Genomic DNA, 18737 nt, shown 5'->3' with positions numbered 1-18737 from the left:
GATGAGCCGGGTGTCGGTGACGGGCTCGAAGCGCGTCATCGACGACGTCATCGAGGCGGCGTACGCCCACCACTCCCTGCACGTCACCGACTACGACGACCGGTACGAGGGGTTCGACCCCGGAACGTCGCTCGACGGGGCCGAGACCGTCAACGAGCGGCTCGTGACGGTTCGGTCGCTGGAGAGCATCCTCGACGTCGACGAGGACGACGCCGAGGTCGCGCGGTCGCTTGACGACGACGAGCTCGAAGCCGAGCTCGACCGCGTCCGCGACCGCGTCAACGAGCTCAACGACCGGCGCGACGAGCTACAGGGCGCGATCCGCGACCGACAGGAGGAGATCGACCGGATGGAGCCGTTCGCGGAGCTCGGGATCGACCTGGACTACCTGCGCGGCTACGACTCGGTCGAGGTCGTCGTCGGCGAGGCGAAACCCGCCGCCGTCGAGGCGGCGCTCGGGGACGCCGAGACGGTCGACGCCTTCGACGTGTTCGTCGGCGGCGACGTGCTCGCCATCGTCGCGAGGCCGACCGACGGCGACGCGGAGGGCGTCGTTCAGGACGCGCTCGTCGGCGTCGACATCGCGCTGCTCGACGTGCCGGACGCCGACGCGAGCCCGGAGGAGTACGTCGCGGAGCTGGAGGCCGAGCAGGCCGACCTCCGCGACGAGCTCGACGGCGTCAAAGCCGAGCTCGACTCGGTGAAGGAGGAGGCCGCGGGCTTCCTGCTGCGCGCCGAGGAGAAGCTCACGATCGAGGCCGAAAAGAAGGAGGCGCCGCTCTCGTTCGCGACCACCGAGAACGCGTTCGTCGCGGAGGGGTGGGTGCCGACCGAGTCGTACCCCGACTTCGAGGCGGCGGTCGTCGACGCGGTCGGCGACCACGTCGAGGTCGAGGAGCTCGAACGCGCCTCGTTCACCCCCGACGGCGACCACCACTCCGAGCCGGTCGACAGGAGTGGCGGCACCGAGTCGCCGTCGGCCGACGACGGCAGTGCGTCCGCCGAAACAGAAGCGGCGGTCGCTACCGACGGCGGCCACGCGGCGCACGGCACCGACGACCCGCCGGTCGTCCAGGACAACGGGAGCGCGGCCGGCCCCTTCGAACTGCTCGTCCAGGCGTTCGGGCGGCCGAAGTACTCCGAGTTCGACCCGACGCTGCTCGTGTTCCTCACGTTCCCGGCGATGTTCGGGTTCATGATCGGCGACGTGGGGTACGGCGTCCTGTACGCCGCCATCGGGTTCTTCATGTACTCCCGGTTCGACGGCGCGTTCCGCGAACTCGGCTCCGTCGCGATGTGGGCGGGCGGCTTCACGATACTGTTCGGGATCTACTTCGGCATCGACCTGTTCGGCTACCACGCCTACCAGCTGCTGCCGGGCGATGTCCACTGGCCCGTCGCCGGGAAGGGGCTCTCGCCGGCCGACCTCGACTGGGGGCTCTCGTTCCTTGTCGTCAGCGTGGTGTTCGGTATCGTTCACCTCAACATCGGCCACGTGCTCTCGTTCGTGAGCACGCTCCAGCAGCACGACGTGAAGCACGCGCTCTACGAGGCCGGCTCGTGGCTCCTGATCCTCAACGGCGCGTGGATCTGGATCTTCAGCCAGCACGTCCCCGGCCCGAAGCCCGACTTCCTGTTCGAGTCGGTGTCGCTCCTCACGTTCGGCACGGTCTCGTTCAGCGGCTTCCCGGTCGTCGTCGGTATCGCCGGCGCCGTCGCCGCGGGTCTTGGGCTCGTCCTGCTCGGGATCGGCGAGCCGCCGGAGCTCGCGGAGTTCCTCTCGCCCATCGTCAACGTCATCTCGTACGCCCGGATCATGGCCGTCCTGCTCGCGAAGGGCGGGATGGCGCTCGCGGTCAACCTGCTCGCGTTCGGTGCGTACATCGACAAGGGGGGCGAGGGGAGCTTCCACTTCATCTTCTCCGCGGAGCACCTCCATCACGTCCAGGAGACGCCGAGCGAGGAGCTGGTCTTCGCGGGGATCACCACCGCGTTTGACCCCGCCTCGATCGGTCTCGTGGGCATCGTCGCCCTCGTGGGCGGCATCGTCGTGGCGCTCGTCGGCCACCTCGTCGTCCTGCTGCTCGGCGTCACGTCCGCCGGCATCCAGGCGGTCCGCCTCGAGTACGTGGAGTTCTTCGGGAACTTCTACGAGGGCGGCGGGCGGGCGTACCTCCCGTTCGGCCGCGACCGGAAGTACACCCGCGACGACTGACGGTCGACCCGACCGTCCGTCGTCCGCCGGTCTCGCCGCTTCGCAGCCGGTTGAAACGCGACGGTTCCGTCGGGTTTCGACGCGATAGCGTCCGCTCTCGCCTCCGTTCTTCCGTCTTCTGTCCGGTCGTTTTGGGAAGCTTTATGACTCCTCTGGGGGCAAATAGCAACCGTTCGGAGACGAGCAACCGCAACTACTACCAATGCTTGAAGCTACCAACGAACTCGGGAACCTCGTACTGTCGACTGGTGGAACGCTGACTGACCCCAACGCCGCGGCGGCGCTGGCCGTCGGGCTCGCGGCGCTGGGCGCGGGCTACGCGGAGCGCGGTATCGGGTCGGCCGCCGTCGGGGCGATGGCCGAGGACGACGACCTCTTCGTCAACGGGCTCATCCTGACCGTCCTTCCCGAGACGATCGTCATCCTCGCACTCGTCGTCGTCTTCATCGTCTAAGCGGTACTTCCTTCCACACCAATGAGTTTGGAAACCGTCGTTGAGGACGTCGAAGATGAGGCCCGCGCGCGTGCGGAGGAGATCCGCGAACAGGCCGAGGCGGAGGCCGACGAGATCGTCGCCGAGGCGGAGGCCGACGCGGAGCGCATCCGCGAGGAGCGGCTCGCCGAGGTCGAAGACCAGATCGACCAGGAGCGCGAACAGACGCTCTCCTCGGCGAAGCTCGAGGCCAAACAGGAGCGGCTCGGCGCTCGACGTGACGTCTTGGAGGACGTCCACGACGACGTCGAAGCGGCCATCGCCGCCCTCGACGGCGACGATCGCCGCGAGCTCACCGAGGCCTTACTCGACGCGAGCCTCGCGGAGTTCGACGACGACGAGGCCGTCGCCGTCTACACCCGCGCCGAGGACGTCGACCTGCTCGAAGACCTCGTCGCGGACCGCAACGCCGAGGTCGACGGCGAGGTCGACTGCCTCGGCGGCGTCGTCGCGGAGAGCGACACCTCCCGCGTTCGCGTGAACAACACGTTCGACTCGGTCCTGGAGGCAGTCTGGGACGACGAGTTGAAGAACATCTCGGAGCGGCTGTTCGACCAATGAGCGCCGCCGGCAGCCCGAACCCCGAGTACGTCGTCGCGCGGGTTCGTGCCCGCCGCGGCAGCCTCTACGGGGACGAGGAGTACCGCAAGCTCACCCGGATGGGCCCGGCCGAGATCGCCCGGTTCATGGAGGAGTCGAGCTACGGCGAGGAGATCAACGCGCTCGGCAGCCGCCACGGCGGCGTGGACCTGATCGAGTACGCGCTGAACCGGAACCTCGCCGAGCAGTTCGACGCCATCCTCGACTGGAGCGAGGGGTCGCTGTACGACCTGATCGCCCGGTACCTCCGGAAGTTCGACGCCTGGAACGTGAAGACGGTCATCCGCGGCGTCTACACCGACGCGGAGCAGTCGGCCGTCGAGGTCGACCTGATCCGCGCCGGCGAGTTCGACGACCGCCGGATCCGTCGCCTGCTTGAGGCGGACTCGATCGACGGCGTGATCGAGGTCCTCGAAGACACAATCTACGGGGAGCCGCTGCGGGAGGCGTACGCCGAGTTCGAGGAGACGGACGTGCTGGTGCCCTTAGAGAACGCGGTCGACCGCGCGTTCTACGAGCGGCTCCTCTCCGGGCTCGGCGGCGACGAGCCGACCCGGCAGTACGAGTCGTTCCTGGTGGCGGAGGTCGACTTCCGGAACGCGACGAACGCGCTCCGGCTCGCCCGCTCGGGCGCCGACATCGATCCCGCCGCGTACTTCATCGAGGGGGGCGACCTGTTCACCCGCTCGTCGCTCGCGCGGCTGGCGCAGAACCTCGACGAACTGGTCGAGTACATCGGCGACAGCCAGTACGGCGAGGAGCTCGGGCCCGCGCTGCGCGAGCTCGAGGAGGCGGACAGCCTCATCGCGTTCGAACACGCGATCGACGGCGCGCTGCTGGCGTACGGCGACCGGCTCGGCACGATCCACCCGGTGTCGGTCACCCCGGTCATCTCGTACATCCTCGCGAAGGAGCGCGAGACGGAGAACATCCGGGCGATCGCCCGCGGCAAGGAGGCCGGCCTCTCGGCCGACGAGATCGAATCGGAGCTGGTGATAACATGAGCCAAGAGATAGCGGTCGTCGGCAGCCCGGAGTTCACGACCGGATTCCGCCTCGCCGGCGTTCGGGCGTTCGAGAACGTGCCGGACGACGAGAAGGACGAGAAGCTCGACGACGCCGTCGAGCGGACGCTCGACGACGAGGGCGTCGGCATCATCGTGATGCACGACGACGACCTCGACCACCTCTCGCGGGGGACCCGCGAGGCGGTCGAGGGCAGCATCGAACCGGTCCTCGTGACGCTCGGCGGCTCCGGCGCCGGGAGCGGCGGGCTGCGCGACCAGATCAAACGCGCCATCGGCATCGACCTGATGGAGGAAGACGACTAATATGAGCAAAGCAGACACAACCGACGCCGTCGAAGACAGCGGCGTCATCCAGAGCGTGAGCGGTCCGGTCGTGACCGCCCGCGATCTCAACGCCCGCATGAACGACGTCGTCTACGTCGGCGACGAAGGGCTCATGGGGGAAGTGATCGAGATCGAGGGCGACCTCACGACGGTTCAGGTGTACGAGGAGACCTCCGGCGTCGGCCCCGGCGAACCCGTCGAGAACACGGGCGAGCCGCTGTCGGTCGACCTCGGCCCGGGGATGCTGGACGCCATCTACGACGGCGTTCAGCGCCCCCTAGACGTGCTGGAGGGCAAGATGGGCAGTCCGTACCTCGACCGCGGGGTCGACGCGCCCGGCATCGACCTCGAGGAGGAGTGGGAGTTCGAGCCCGAGGTCGAGGCGGGCGACGTCGTCGAGCCCGGCGACATCGTCGGCGTCGTCGAGGAGACGGTCACCATCGACCACAAGGTCATGGTGCCGCCGGACTACGAGGGCGGCGAGGTCGTCGCCGCCGAGTCCGGATCCTTCGACGTCACCGAGACGGTCGTCGAGCTCGACAACGGCGAGGAGGTCTCGATGCACCAGGAGTGGCCGGTGCGCGAGGCGCGCCCCGCCAACGACAAAAAAACGCCCCGGACGCCGCTGGTGTCCGGCCAGCGCATCCTCGACGGACTCTTCCCCATCGCGAAGGGCGGGACGGCCGCGATCCCCGGCCCGTTCGGCTCCGGGAAGACGGTCACGCAGCACCAGCTCGCGAAGTACGCCGACGCGGACATCATCGTCTACGTCGGCTGCGGCGAGCGCGGCAACGAGATGACCGAGGTCATCGAGGACTTCCCCGAGCTCGAGGACCCGGCCAACGGCAACCCGCTGATGGCCCGCACCTCGCTCATCGCGAACACCTCGAACATGCCGGTCGCGGCGCGTGAGTCCTGTATCTACACCGGGATCACGATCGCCGAGTACTACCGCGACATGGGGTACGACGTGGCGCTGATGGCCGACTCCACCTCGCGGTGGGCGGAGGCGATGCGCGAGATCTCCTCCCGGCTGGAGGAGATGCCCGGCGAGGAGGGGTACCCCGCGTACCTCGCCGCCCGGCTCGCGCAGTTCTACGAGCGCGCCGGCTACTTCGAGAACATCAACGGGACGGAGGGCTCCGTCTCGGCGATCGGCGCGGTGTCGCCGCCCGGCGGCGACTTCTCCGAGCCGGTCACCCAGAACACGCTGCGGATCGTGAAGACGTTCTGGGCGCTCGACGCGGACTTGGCGGAGCGGCGCCACTTCCCGTCGATCAACTGGAACGAGTCCTACTCGCTGTACAAAGACCAGCTCGACCCCTGGTTCGAGGACGAGGTCGCCGACGACTGGGCGGAGCGCCGCCAGTGGGCGGTCGACGTGCTCGACGAAGAGACGGAGCTCCAGGAGATCGTTCAGCTCGTCGGGAAGGACGCCCTGCCCGACGACCAGCAGCTGACGCTGGAGGTCGCGCGCTACCTGCGCGAGGCGTACCTCCAGCAGAACGCGTTCCACCCGGTCGACACGTTCTGTCCGCCGGAGAAGACGTACCTGATGCTGACGACGATCCAGACGTTCAACGACGAGGCGTTCGACGCGCTCGACGCCGGCGTCCCGGTCGAGGAGATCATCGACATCGAGTCGGCCCCGCGGATTAACCGTATCGGCGTCCAAGAGGACTACGAGGAGTACGTCGAGGATCTCAAGTCGGAGATCATCGAGGAGCTCCGGAGCCTCTACTGATCATGAAAGAGTATCAAACCATCACCGAGATCAGCGGCCCCCTCGTGTACGCCGAGGTCGACGAGGCGATCGGCTACGACGAGATCGTCGAGATCGAGACGGCACAGGGCGAGACGCTGCGCGGACAGGTGCTCGAATCCTCGGAGGACGTGGTCGCGATCCAGGTCTTCGAGGGGACGAGCGGTATCGACAGAGACGCGTCCGTCCGCTTCCTTGGCGAGACGATGAAGATGCCCGTCACCGAGGACCTCCTCGGGCGAGTGCTCGACGGCTCCGGCCGCCCGATCGACGACGGCCCGGAGATCGTCCCCGAGGAGCGACAGGACATCGTCGGCGCGGCGATCAACCCGTACTCCCGGGAGTACCCCGAGGAGTTCATCGAGACGGGCGTCTCCGCCATCGACGGGATGAACACGCTCGTCCGCGGGCAGAAGCTCCCGATCTTCTCCAGCTCCGGCCAGCCGCACAGCGAGCTGGCGATGCAGATCGCCCGGCAGGCTAGCGTGCCGGAGGAGGAGGAAGGCGGCGACGACGAGGAGGGCTCCGAGTTCGCCGTCATCTTCGGCGCGATGGGGATCACCCAGGAGGAGGCGAACGAGTTCATGGAGGACTTCGAGCGCACCGGTGCGCTGGAGCGCTCCGTCGTCTTCATGAACCTCGCGGACGACCCCGCCGTCGAGCGGACGGTCACCCCGCGCATGGTGCTCACCACGGCCGAGTACCTCGCCTTCGAGAAGGACTACCACGTCCTCGTCATCCTGACGGACATGACCAACTACTGCGAGGCGCTCCGCGAGATCGGGGCGGCCCGCGAGGAGGTGCCCGGCCGCCGCGGGTACCCCGGGTACATGTACACCGACCTGGCGCAGCTGTACGAGCGCGCGGGCCGGATCAAGGGCCGCGAGGGCTCGGTCACGCAGATCCCGATCCTCACGATGCCGGGCGACGACGACACTCACCCGATCCCGGACCTGACCGGGTACATCACGGAGGGGCAGATCTACGTCGACCCCGACCTCAACAGCCAGGGCCTCCAGCCCCCGATCAACGTCCTCCCCAGCCTGTCGCGGCTGATGGACGACGGGATCGGCGAGGGGCTCACCCGCGCCGACCACGCCGACGTGAAAGACCAGATGTTCGCGGCGTACGCGGAAGGTGAGGACCTCCGCGACCTCGTGAACATCGTCGGTCGCGAGGCGCTGTCGGAGCTCGACAACAAGTACCTCGACTTCGCGGACGCGTTCGAGTCCGAGTTCATCGACCAGGGCTTCGAGACGAACCGCGACATCGACGAGACGCTCTCGATCGGCTGGGACCTCCTCTCGATGCTGCCGAAGGACGCCCTCAACCGGATCGACGAGGAGTTCATCGAGGAGCACTACCGCGAGGACGACTCCGAGCGCAAGGTCGTCGAAGCGGCCGACTGATCCGCCTCGACTCACCTTTTACCCGCGGTCGATACCCCTCGCCAGCGACCGCGCCGCGGTGACCGCGCTCGGGGGCCGATCCGCGGCGGCTGCCCGGCCGATCCGGCGCGTCTGAAAAGAATTAACCGCCTCGGAGCGGAACCTACCCCCAAGATGGCCAAGGACGTCAAACCGACGCGCAAGAACCTGATGGCGATCGAGGACCGCATCGAGCTCTCCGAGCGCGGTCACGACACGCTCGAACAGAAGCGCGACGGGCTCATCATGGAGTTCATGGACATCCTCGACCAGGCGCAGGACGTCCGGTCGGAGGTCTCCGAGAACTACGAGACGGCCCAGCGGAAGATCGACATGGCCCGGGCGATGGAGGGCGACGTGGCGGTCCGCGGCGCGGCCGCGGCGCTGAAAGAGCACCCGGAGATCACGACCCAGTCGAAGAACATCATGGGCGTCGTGGTCCCGCAGATCGAGTCCTCGAAGGTACAGAAGAGCCTCGACGAGCGCGGGTACGGCCTGCTCGGCTCCTCGGCGCGGATCGACGAGGCGGCCGACGCCTACGAGGAGCTGCTCGAGTCGATCATCCTCGCCGCCGAGGTGGAGACGGCGATGAAGAAGATGCTCACGGAGATCGAGACCACGAAGCGCCGCGTGAACGCCCTGGAGTTCACCCTGCTCCCGAGCCTCTACGAGAATCAGGAGTACATCGAGCAGAAGCTCGAAGAGCAGGAGCGCGAGGAGATATTCCGCATGAAGAAGATCAAAGCGAAAAAGGAGGAAGAGGAGGCTGCCGAGGAGGCCGAGGCGGCCGCGGAGGCCGCGGCCGCGGAGACCGAGGAACCCGAGCCCGCCGACTGACCGTCCACCGCGCGTCGGCCGTTCTTTCTGTTGATCGCTCTGTCCGTTTTCCCTCGCCGCTCTCGCCGCACCGAAGACGGCCGCGTTTAATTTTCGAGCGCCGCCTATCTCCGGTCGTGCCCTGTCCTCACTGCGACGCCGACGCCGTCGGGTTCGCCGTGCCGCCCCCGATCCGCGAGTACGCGCCGGCCGACGCGGTCGCGATCTGTACTCGGTGCCTGCGGGTCGTCCCGGCCGCGGAGGCGGGGGTCGCGGGCGATGCGCCCGTCGACCCGGACCTGTCGGTTATCGACCCTGCCTTCCCCTCCGGCGAGGCGGGCGTCGCGCTGGCGCTCTGCTGTGGCAAGCTGGAGTCGTTCGCGCTCAACCGTGCGGCGATCGAGGCGCTGATCGGCCACGCCGAGCGCGCCGGCGCCGACGCGTTCGCGTTCTTCGACCGGCTCGACGCACCTGACGCCGCGTTCGACCTCGACCGTCGGCGAACGGCGCTCCGCGACGCGATTTAGTACTGGTACGATTGGTCGCTTCTGTCGAACGGTGACGCCGACCGTAACTAAATCGTGGCGAGTACATCGGCAGTGAAACCCGCTAAAGCCCCGCGGCTGCCCTTTTGACTCCCGCCCCGCCCAGTACGGCACTACACAGCATCGCACACCTCCCCAGCCTCATCGGTGATTACGTACCGTCTCACTCACCGCCGTCTCGGTACTGACCGGGGCCTGTCCCGATCGTCCCGTCAGAGGTCGACGCTGTCCGGGTCGTTCCACTCGTCGTCCGCGTCGTCACCGTCGTCCGCCTCCGTCCCCGCCGGGCCGAGCCGCTCTTCGCCCTGCCGCGACTCGTGGACGGCGAAGCCGCCGGTCCGCTCGTCGCTCCCGCCGGCGTACGGGTCGGTGTCCGGGTCGTAGTCGCGCTCACCCCGCTCGAAGACGTACGCGAAGAAGCCGAACAGCGGGACGACGAACGAGATGAGCGCCCACTTGCGCGGGTCCATTCCGTACTTGGGCGCGTCGACGTACGCGTAGGCGGCGAAGCCGACGAGCCACATGAGCGGGACGCCGACGAGGATGACGGCAACGAGCGGTCGCATACCGACGCTTCGCCCGCGCGGTAATAAGGCTGCGGGCGGGCCGGCGCCTCTGCGGCCGGACGCCCGCAGACGGGTCGCCGCTCGGTCGCGAGCTAGAGGAACGGCCGCCAGTAGTACGGACTGACGAACCCCTCGATAACGGCGGCGACGGTGATCAGAATCCCGATCCCGACGGTCACCCAGAACGCTGTCTCCAAGGCGTCGGCGAACCGCTCGCGGCTCGCGCGGCCGCGGAACGTCCGCCACGAGACCGCGCCGAGGCGGACGCCGAGCGCGCCGGAGACGACGAGCGCGGGGATCTCGAAGATCCCGTGCGGGACCACGAACGCGACGAGCGCGGAGAGGTTCTCCTCCAAGGCCGCGGTGGCGCCGAGCGCGAGGCCGTTGAACGCGAGCGACGAGAGCGCGGGGAGGGCAAGCCCGACGCCCGAGAAGGCGGTCGCGATCGCGACCCCCCAGTTGTTCCCGAAGTACGTCAGCGCCGCTACGGGCGGGATCTGTCCGGCGATCCGACCCTCGATCGAGGTCGGGGCCATCTCCGCGAACGGCGCGGCGGCGACCCACCCGAGCGCGCCGAACCCGACGGCCACTCCGAGCGCGAGCGCGTGGGAGCCCGGCGTCGACCGGACGAACCCGCGCAGCTCCCGCCACCCGCGTCGGAGGCCGCCGCCGAGCTGGGCCCGGAGGCCGGCCTCCGTCGGCGAGAGGGGGTCGACCGTCCCGCGGTAGTCGCCGTAGAGGACCGTCTTCAGCAGGTCGAGCGCGGGCGCGACGACGACGGCGCTGGCGAGCGCGACGACGGGGCCCCCGCCGACGAACGCGATCCCGGAGGCGACCGACGCGACGGCGACCAGCGCGCCGATCGCGACCACGAGGTACGCGGCGGCGTCGACGGGGTTCGAGCGAACGAAGCCGCCGGCGCCCTCGACCCCGCCGACGACGCCGGCGTCGTCGACGACGACGGCCGCGGGCGCGAACGCGAAGAGGATCCGAACGAGCGCGAGGGCAACGAAGCCGGCGAGCAGGGCGCCGATCGCCACCGCCGCCCCGAGGAACGGGTTCGCGAGGAACGCCGCGCCGACCGCGATCAATCCGAGCGCGACCACGCCGATCCACAGGATGAGTTCGGCGACGTACAGCCCGAGGAACGTGAGCCACCGGGACCGGGCGCCCGCGATCCCGGCGACGAGCCCGCGGTCGTCGCGGAGGCTCGCGGCGACCGCCGAGAGCTGGCCGGCCGAGACGACGGCGTACGCGAGGACCGAGAGGGCGACCGCGAGGAGGACGCCCCCGGCGAAGAGGACCACGACGGTCGGCGTGAGCAGCGGTTCGAACGCGGGGCCCAACCCCTCGGCCCACGCCTGAAGCGCCTCGGGGTCCTGCGTCTCCGGCGGCGGTTCGACTCCGGCGAGCGAGTCGCGGGCCGCGGCGAGGCGGCCGTTCAGTTCGAGGTGGAGGTAGATCCCCGCGAGCGCCGCGAACGGGCCGAGCCGAGCGATCGCCGGCACCGCGGTGCCGAGGAGGTAAAAGGAGAGGACGTCGGCGGGGCGTCGACGGAGGGTCGCAGTCGTTGCCGTGACGGCGGCGGAGAGGTCCATACGGTCGGTTCGGTCGTCCGCAACTTAAAAACGGGAGTCCGGACGGGGGAGCGGTTCGGCGCGGTCCGGGCCGCCGTTGGTCAGTCCCAGAACGACTGCGTGCGCGCGTACTCGCGCTCCTGGCGGAGCACGTCGCGGTAGAACTCGTCCTCATCCTCGCGGAGCTTATTGATGATCCGCGCGGCGTTGTGGGGCCCGACGCCGCGCGCCGCGAGGGCTATCACCGCCCGCTTCCCGTGCGTCTGGACGAGGCTCGCGGCGCGGTGCGCCCGCTCGGTGCGGCGCTCCTGCTCGTCGTCCTTCTCGGCCGCGCGCACCGCGGCGACCGTCTCGTCGTCCCACGGGTTGAGCGCCGCGACCCGGGTGGACCCGCACTCGGGGCACTCGGGCTGGTCGCGGACGCGCCGGACCTTCGTCGTGTGCTTCCAGTCCGTACAGTGGAGACAAAAGAGGATCACTCGATCGTCCCGGATGCGCTCTTTGACCGTCTCGATCACGTCGGCGTCGGCGTTGTCGGGGACGAGGAACTCCGTGCCGGCGGAGCGACCCGCGGTGCCGAGCGGGGTGCGCTCGCGGGCGATAGAGAGGTCGAGCGGGCCGTCCCGTCCCCCGTCGTCCGGCTGGAGCGCCGCGAGCAGGTCCGCGGTCTCCGGCACCGCGAGGTCGGCGTGGAACACCTCACGGAGCGCCTCGTCGTAGACGGGAGTGTCTTCGAGGGCCGCGAGCAGGCGGTCGCCGCCGAATCGGCCGCGCCCCTCCTTGTACCGCTTGACGGCGCCGAACTTCGCCGCGACCTGCGCGAGCGTGAACTTCAGCGCGTCCGACTTCTTCACGGCGAGTTCGAGGTACGCCTCCAGCCGGTCGGGGTCCGTCGTCTCCAGCACCTCGCGGAAGGTTCCGGGACTGACGCCGTTCGGCACCTCGAACTCGATCCGGTACGGGTCGACGTCCATCCCGACGGACGAGCCGGCGCGCTGGCCGACGAGCGCAGCGAGCAACCGCGCGAGCGTCTCGTTGACCTCGTGGCCGAAGGCGGCGTTGACCGCGACGATGCGGGCGCTCCCCTCGATCACGATCCGCTCGTCGGTCGGGACGGGGTGGCCGGCGTCGACGTGGTCGACGACCGCCTTCAGCGCGGCCGCGACCGTCTCCTCGTCGGTCGGGTAGCACTCGGCGAGGTCGGCGGCGACCGCCGTCGGCGTGGAGCCGGCCGCTAGGGCGGCCGCGGCCTCGCCTCGGATCCGACCGACCTCCTCGGCGACTGGCTTCGGGACGGGGATCTCCTGGCCCACCCACGAGGGGACCTCGCCGGTCGGGTCGGGGATCGGCGTGACGTTCACGCGCTCCTCCTCCTCGTCGACCTCGGTGATCCGCCACATCTCGCCGCGCTGGACGAACGTCTCGCCCGGCCCGGCGAAGTTGACGACGAACTGCTCGTCGAGGGTGCCAATACCCCGCCGCGAGGACATGTCGTACACCTCGTAGGTGGACTCGTCGGGGATCATCGAGAGGTTCGCGTAGAAGTACTGCCAGGTGCCGCCCGACTTTTCGAGAGTGTCCGTCTCCTCGTCGAGCCACAGCAGGCGGTTCCCGTCGAGCTCGCGGACGACCTCCTGGAACTCGGGCTCCGAGAGGTCGGCGAACGGGTAGGCGTTCGTGATCGTCTGGTACGCCTCCCGGGCGTGGACCTCGCCCTCGTCCATCACGAGCCCGACGATCTGGTTGGCGACCGTGTCGAGGCTCCCGTGGTGGATGTTCGCGGGCTCGACGAGCTCCTCGCCGGCGCGCCGCGCGATGGCCATCGCTTCGAGCGTGTCGTCGCCTCCCTGCGTCACGACGGTCCCCTCCGAGACGAGGTCGCGGCGGTGGCCCGCGCGGCCGACGCGCTGGAGCAGCCGGGCCACCTCGCGGGGGCTCCCGTACTGGACCACGTGGTCGACGCGCCCCACGTCGATCCCGAGCTCCATCGAGGAGGTGCAGACGAGCCCGTCCAGACCGCCCGACTTGAACCGGTCTTCCACGTCGACCCGGACCTCCTTCGAGAGCGATCCGTGGTGGAGCTCGATCTCGGTGGGGTCGGCGGCGTCGTCCCGCCCGTCGCGTTCGGCGGCCTCCCGCTCGTTCTCGGCGAGCGTCTTGAACCGCGAGCCGAGCGCCTCCGCGGTCTGGCGCGTGTTGACGAAGATCAGCGTCGACTCGTTCTCGGCGACGATCTCGCGGATCGTCCGGACGTGGCTCGCGGTCGTCTCGTCGACCGCGAGCTCGCCGGCGAGCGTGGTATCGCGGTCCGTGATCGCCGGATCGAGGACGCGCACGTCGGTCCGCGTCCCGGCCGCGACCTCGACCGTCTCGAACGCGCGGTCGCCGGGGCGGTCGGGGTCGCGCTTGCCGGTGCCGACGAGGAAGCGCCCGACCTCCTCGGGGTCACCGACCGTCGCGGAGAGGCCGACGCGCTGGAACGGCCCCGCGACGCGGCGGAGGCGCTCGAGGCCGACCGTGAGCTGGGCGCCCCGCTTCGCCGCGGCGAGCTCGTGGACCTCGTCGATGACGACGTGCGCCACGTCCTCCAGGGCGACCCGCATCTTCGAGCCGGTGAGGATCGCCTGGAGGCTCTCCGGGGTCGTGATGAGCACGTCGGGCGGGTCGTCGGCCTGCTTCGACCGCTCGTACTGCGTGGTGTCGCCGTGGCGCACCGCGACCTCGACGCCGAGGCGGTCGCCCCACCACTCAAGCCGGTCCATCATGTCGCGGTTGAGCGCGCGCAGCGGGGTGATGTACAGCGCGGAGATTCCCTCCCGCGGCGGGTCGCCGGGCGCGTCGCGGGCCGCGACGACCGCGTCGAAGACGGGGAGCATCGCCGTCTCCGTCTTCCCGGTCCCCGTCGGCGCGAGGACGAGGGCGTTCCGCCCGTCGGCGAGCGGCGGGATCGCCTCGCGCTGGGGCTCCGTCGGCGTGGAAAAGCCCCGGTCGGAGAGCGCCTCGCGGATATCGCTCCCGAGGTGCGCGAACGCGTCCATGCCCGACGATTCCGCCATTGTCTGATCGTCGGACCTTGGGCGCTCGGGCGATTAAGCCCGTCGCCCCGCGCGACGCGCACGGTCGACGTGAGGCGGCGGCGACGCGCGGCGACGGCGACGCGCTGGATGGAGACGCGCGGGACGGCGACGCACGGCGCCCGCCTCGCGCGCGCCGATCAGTTCGCGAGGGGCAGTTCGACGGCGAACACGCTCCCCGTCGGCTCGTTGTCCTCGACCCACACGTCGCCGCCGTACTTGTCGACGAGCGTCTCGACGAGGTACAGACCGATCCCCGTCCCGCCGCTCTCGAGCCCCTTCGCGCCCTCCTGGAAGATGTCCTCCTTGTGGTCGTCGTCGATCCCGGGGCCGTTGTCCGCGATCGACACGCGCACCGAGTCGTCCGAGACGCGCGTCGAGACCGTGATCTCGGCCCTCTCCTTGTCGTTGTGGACGACCGCGTTCGTCAGCAGGTTCCGGAACACCGCCTCCAGCAGGTCGTCCGCCGCCACCGTCACGTCCGGGATCGACTCGCTCACGGTGACCGTCGCCCGGTCCTGCTCCGACCGGACCTGTTCGATCTGTCCGTTGAGCTCGGCTCGGAGGTTCATCGGCGTCAGGTCGGAGCCGGCCTGTAGCAGCACGTCGGTGACGTCCCTGGCGGTCTCCGTGATGTCCGCCGCCTGCTTCGCCGCCTCGATGACCGTCCGCGCGTAGGTCCGGCTCTGGTCGTCGACGAGCGCGTCCTCGAGGAGTCCGGTGTACGACTCGACCACCATCAGCTGGTTTCTGATGTCGTGGCGGACGACCTGATTGAGCAGCGTGAGGTTGTCCCGCTGCTCTTCGAGCGTCCGCTCGTACTGCTTGAGCTCGGTCACGTCGCGGGCGTATCCAAGGACGGCGTCTTCGCCCGTCTCGGCAACCTCGTAGGGTATCTTCGTCGTCTGGAGGATGCGCGTCTCCCCGTCCGCCGTGGTCAGCGTCTCCTCGTCTATCGTCCTCGGCTCGCCCGACTCGATCACGGCGAGGTCGTCCTGTCTGAACGCCTCGGAGTCCTCGGCGCTGGGGATGATCTCCGCCTCGGACTTGCCCTCTACCTCCTCCGGCGTCTTCCCGTACGCCGCCGCGGTCGCCTCGTTGGCCAGCAGGTACTCGCCCTCCCGGTTCTTCACGAACACCAGGTCGGGCACGAGGTCGATGATCCGCCGGAGCTCCTCGCGCGTCGCCTCGATGGCCCGCTCGTACTCCTTCCGCTCCGTGACGTCCTGGAACAGCCCCAGCGCCCCGACGACGTTCCCCGCGTCGTCGTACTGCGGATCGCCGATCGCCCGCACCCACTTGGTCCGACCGGACTCCGTCACGATGCGGAGTTCGAGGTCGTACGACTCGCCCGCCTCGGTCAGGCGGTCGAACGCCGCCTCGATGGCGTCGCGGTCGTCCGGGTGGTAGAAGCTGAGCCTGTCCTCTAGGCGGATCGTGTCGTCGGGCGGAACCTCGTGGATCCGGTACACCTCATCGCTCCACGTGAGCGAGTCCTCGACCAGATCGGCCTCCCACCAGCCGATCGACGCGCTCTCTTGGGTGCGCTCGATGACCGATCGCGTGCGTTCCAGTTCCGCCTCCCGGCGCTTCTGGTCGTCGATGTCGAGGTGGACCCCGACCGCGCGGACCGGCTTCCCGTCGTCGTCGCGCTCGACGACCTTCCCGACGTCCCGGATCCACTTCCAGTCCCCCGCCGCGGTGCGCATCCGGTGTTCCGTGTCGTAGAGCTCCGTCTCGCCGGCCATGTGGCTCGACAGGGCGTCTTCGACGGGCCCGAGGTCGTCGGGGTGAACGCGCCGCTCCCACGCGTCAACGTGCGGTTCGATCTCGTCGGGCGCGTGGCCCAACATCCGGGCCCACCGGTCGTTGAACTCGACCTCGTCGGTGGCCATGTCCCAGTCCCAGACGCCGATCTGTGCGCCCTCGACCGCGAGTTCGAGGCGGTCTTTGATCTGTTGGAGCGCTCGCTCTCGCTCCCGTTGTTCGGTGATGTCGGTCGACACACCGCACACACCGCGTATCTCCCCCTCCTCGTCGTACACGGGGGACTTCCGCGTCAGCCGAACGCTCTCTCCGGCGGGCGTCGGCACCGTCTCCTCGACTTCGATCCGTTCGCCGTCTTCAACGACCCGGTGGTCGTCAGCGCGGGCCTGCGCCGCGACGGCCTCCGGGAAGAGTTCCTCGTCGGTCATCCCGACGGGATCCTCGTCGACGTCGAACACGTTGCGGCACGCCTGGTTCATCAGCAGGTACCGCCCCTCGGTGTCCTTCAGGAACACCGCCGCGGACATCGTCTCCAAGACGGTCTGGAACCGCCGGTGCGTGCGCCGGTGTTCCCGCTCCCGCTCCTTCTGTCGCGTGACGTCGCGGGCGACGCCGACGATCTGCGTCACCGTTCCGTCGTCGACGACCGGGGTAAGCTTCGTCTGCCAGTCGGTCGCCCCGCCCGGGAACTCGAGCCGCTCCTCGTACTCGATCGTCGTCCCCCGCTCGACGCAGAGCCGATAGTTCGCCTCGACCGCGGCCCCCTGTTGCTCTCCGAGGAGTTCCCGCGGCGTCTTCCCGAACATCGCGTCCTCGGTCAGCCCGGTCTGTCGCTGGTGTGCGGTGTTGTTCTGCCTGAACGTGAACTCGTACTCGCCGTCCGTCCGCGCCACGTCAACGAGAAAGATCGCGTCGTCAGCCTCCTGAAACATCGCCTCGTAAACGCTCGTCACCTCGTCGCCGTCCGATCCGAACCGATCGGCACCGTTCGTCGATGAACCTCTTCCCATGATCTCGTTCTTCTCTCTTTACGTTACTGAGAGTAATAATACTGCGGATGTCAACGCGGGGAACAGACCGCCCGTCGACCCCGCTCGCGGCCCCTCACGGCGCCGCGCCCGCTACGTTACGCCGCCCTCGCCCGTCGCGTACGCCTCGTGGGCCCCCGAGTCGAGGATCGCCTCGATCTCGTCGACGACCTCCAGCACGTCGGCAAAGGAGGTGTAGGGGGCCGCGGGGCAGACCCGCACCACGTTCGGCGGTCGGAAGTCGACGACCGCGCCCCGGTCGTTGAGCGCCTCGCTCAGCCGCTCGGCCTCGGGGTGTTCGAGGGCGACGTGACCGCCGCGCGCGGCGTGTTCGCGGGGCGTTCCCACCGAGACCCCCGGGAGCCGGTCGTCGACGAGGGCGATGAGGAAGTCGGTGAGCGCGAGCGACTTCGCCCGCAGGCGGTCGATCCCGGCCTCACGCAGGAGTTCGACCGACCCTTCAAGCGGCGCGGCCGAAAGCAGTGGCGGCGTGCCGATCTGCCACGCGCCGGCGGAGTCGGCCGCGGTGAAGGTCATGTTCATCTCGAACTGTGTCGCCTTCTCGTGGCCCCACCACCCGGCCAGCGCGGGGTCGAGCCCGTGGTGGCGCTCGGCGACGAACAGCGCGCCGATCGACCCCGGTCCGGCGTTGAGGTACTTGTACGTACACCACACCGCAAAGTCGACGCCGGCGTCGCCGAACGCGTGGGGGACGGCGCCCGCGGAGTGGGCGGCGTCGAAGCCGGCGTACGCGCCCACCTCGTGGGCCGCCGTCGCGATCCGCTCGACGTCGAACAGCTGGCCCGAGCGGTACAGCGCGGTCGGCATGAACACGATCCCCACGTCGTCGTGCGCCGCCAGCGCCGCCTCGATGTCCCGGGGATCGATCGTCCGCCCGTCGCGGCTCGGAACGACCCGGAGCTTCTCGTCCGGGTCGATCCCCCGCTGCCGGAGCTGCGCCCGGAGCGCGTAGTGGTCGGAGGGGAAGTCGAGCTCGTTGACGAGGACCGCGGGGTCGGCGTCCGGGTCGCCGTCCGGCGCCCACTCTCCGTCCGCGGCCGCGACGTCCTCGCGTTCGGGCCCGTTCCCGGCCAGCAGCTCGTCGAGGAACGTGCCGATCAGGGTGTGGATGTTCACCGTGATCGAGTTGCCGACGACCACCTCGCTCGGCTCCGCGCCCACCAGCGGCGCGAGCGCGTCGCCGAGTCGTTCGCCGACATCGAACCACGGCGGGTCGGCGTCGGTCCACCCGGAGATGAGCAGCTCGCGCCACTCGTCGACCACGCGGTCGAGGCTCGCGAGGGCGGCGTCGCTCGCGGGGCCGAGCGAGTTCCCGTCCATATAGAGAACACCGTCAGGGACCCGGTAGCGGTCCGCGAACGACGCGAGCGGATCGTCCTCGTCGAGTCGCGCGGCGAGCACCGCGGGGTCGGCGTCCTCTCCGTCGTCGGCGCCGAGTCCCTCGCCCGCGAGGGCGTCGCGCGCGGGGGCGTACGAGTCGTCCATACACGAGGGC

General features: G+C 69.5%; 14 protein-coding genes. 9 read left to right on the top strand and 5 right to left on the bottom strand.

Annotated features, from left to right (window positions below):
• Nucleotide 1: 1 nt before the first annotated feature.
• The 9 genes from EXE41_RS06820 (at nt 2) to EXE41_RS06780 (ending at nt 9191) form a co-directional block, all read left to right on the top strand.
• Nucleotides 2-2215, top strand: a complete 2214-nt coding sequence (locus EXE41_RS06820; protein WP_086216836.1) for a V-type ATP synthase subunit I — start codon at nt 2-4, stop codon at nt 2213-2215.
• 202 nt (nt 2216-2417) lie between these two features.
• The gene (locus tag EXE41_RS06815) at nt 2418-2669 is read left to right on the top strand and encodes an ATP synthase subunit K (RefSeq protein WP_049931785.1); all 252 of its coding nucleotides are present in this window, start codon (nt 2418-2420) and stop codon (nt 2667-2669) included.
• 21 nt (nt 2670-2690) lie between these two features.
• The gene (locus tag EXE41_RS06810; protein ID WP_049931787.1) at nt 2691-3269 is read left to right on the top strand and encodes a V-type ATP synthase subunit E; all 579 of its coding nucleotides are present in this window, start codon (nt 2691-2693) and stop codon (nt 3267-3269) included.
• Complete coding sequence (locus tag EXE41_RS06805) at nt 3266-4312, top strand: V-type ATP synthase subunit C (protein ID WP_049931788.1); 1047 nt, start codon at nt 3266-3268, stop codon at nt 4310-4312. The genes EXE41_RS06810 and EXE41_RS06805 overlap by 4 nt, the downstream gene beginning before the upstream one ends.
• Nucleotides 4309-4638: a V-type ATP synthase subunit F gene (locus tag EXE41_RS06800; protein ID WP_006629423.1), complete on the top strand. Its 330-nt coding sequence runs from the start codon at nt 4309-4311 to the stop codon at nt 4636-4638. Before EXE41_RS06805 ends, EXE41_RS06800 begins: the two co-directional genes overlap by 4 nt.
• Before the next feature lies 1 nt (nt 4639).
• Nucleotides 4640-6403, top strand: a complete 1764-nt coding sequence (locus EXE41_RS06795; RefSeq protein WP_137690619.1) for an ATP synthase subunit A — start codon at nt 4640-4642, stop codon at nt 6401-6403.
• A gap of 2 nt (nt 6404-6405) precedes the next feature.
• Nucleotides 6406-7830, top strand: coding sequence for a V-type ATP synthase subunit B (locus EXE41_RS06790; protein ID WP_049931791.1), 1425 nt, complete (start codon nt 6406-6408; stop codon nt 7828-7830).
• Nucleotides 7831-7983: 153 nt separating this feature from the next.
• The gene (locus tag EXE41_RS06785) at nt 7984-8685 is read left to right on the top strand and encodes a V-type ATP synthase subunit D (protein WP_049931793.1); all 702 of its coding nucleotides are present in this window, start codon (nt 7984-7986) and stop codon (nt 8683-8685) included.
• A 116-nt stretch (nt 8686-8801) separates the two neighbouring features.
• Nucleotides 8802-9191, top strand: a complete 390-nt coding sequence (locus tag EXE41_RS06780; RefSeq protein WP_094495448.1) for a DUF6276 family protein — start codon at nt 8802-8804, stop codon at nt 9189-9191.
• Between the two features lie 230 nt (nt 9192-9421).
• Here the strand turns inward: EXE41_RS06780 and EXE41_RS06775 are convergent, their stop codons facing one another.
• The 5 genes from EXE41_RS06775 to kynU form a co-directional block, all read right to left on the bottom strand.
• Nucleotides 9422-9775, bottom strand: coding sequence for a hypothetical protein (locus EXE41_RS06775; protein WP_086215754.1), 354 nt, complete (start codon nt 9773-9775; stop codon nt 9422-9424).
• A 92-nt stretch (nt 9776-9867) separates the two neighbouring features.
• Complete coding sequence (locus EXE41_RS06770; protein WP_137690618.1) at nt 9868-11373, bottom strand: stage II sporulation protein M; 1506 nt, start codon at nt 11371-11373, stop codon at nt 9868-9870.
• Between the two features lie 80 nt (nt 11374-11453).
• The gene (locus EXE41_RS06765; RefSeq protein ID WP_199240861.1) at nt 11454-14408 is read right to left on the bottom strand and encodes a DEAD/DEAH box helicase; all 2955 of its coding nucleotides are present in this window, start codon (nt 14406-14408) and stop codon (nt 11454-11456) included.
• A 158-nt stretch (nt 14409-14566) separates the two neighbouring features.
• Entirely contained in the window at nt 14567-17203 is a 2637-nt protein-coding gene (locus tag EXE41_RS06760) for a PAS domain-containing protein (RefSeq protein ID WP_137690617.1), read from the bottom strand.
• Between the two features lie 111 nt (nt 17204-17314).
• The gene (gene kynU / locus EXE41_RS06755) at nt 17315-18727 is read right to left on the bottom strand and encodes a kynureninase (protein ID WP_086215756.1); all 1413 of its coding nucleotides are present in this window, start codon (nt 18725-18727) and stop codon (nt 17315-17317) included.
• Nucleotides 18728-18737 lie beyond the last annotated feature (10 nt).

It is taken from the genome of Halorubrum sp. SD690R (assembly GCF_005435035.1).
GTDB classification, from domain to species: domain Archaea; phylum Halobacteriota; class Halobacteria; order Halobacteriales; family Haloferacaceae; genus Halorubrum; species Halorubrum ezzemoulense.
Note: the sequence above shows the minus strand (reverse complement) of the source record. Positions and strands in the feature narration are given on the sequence as shown.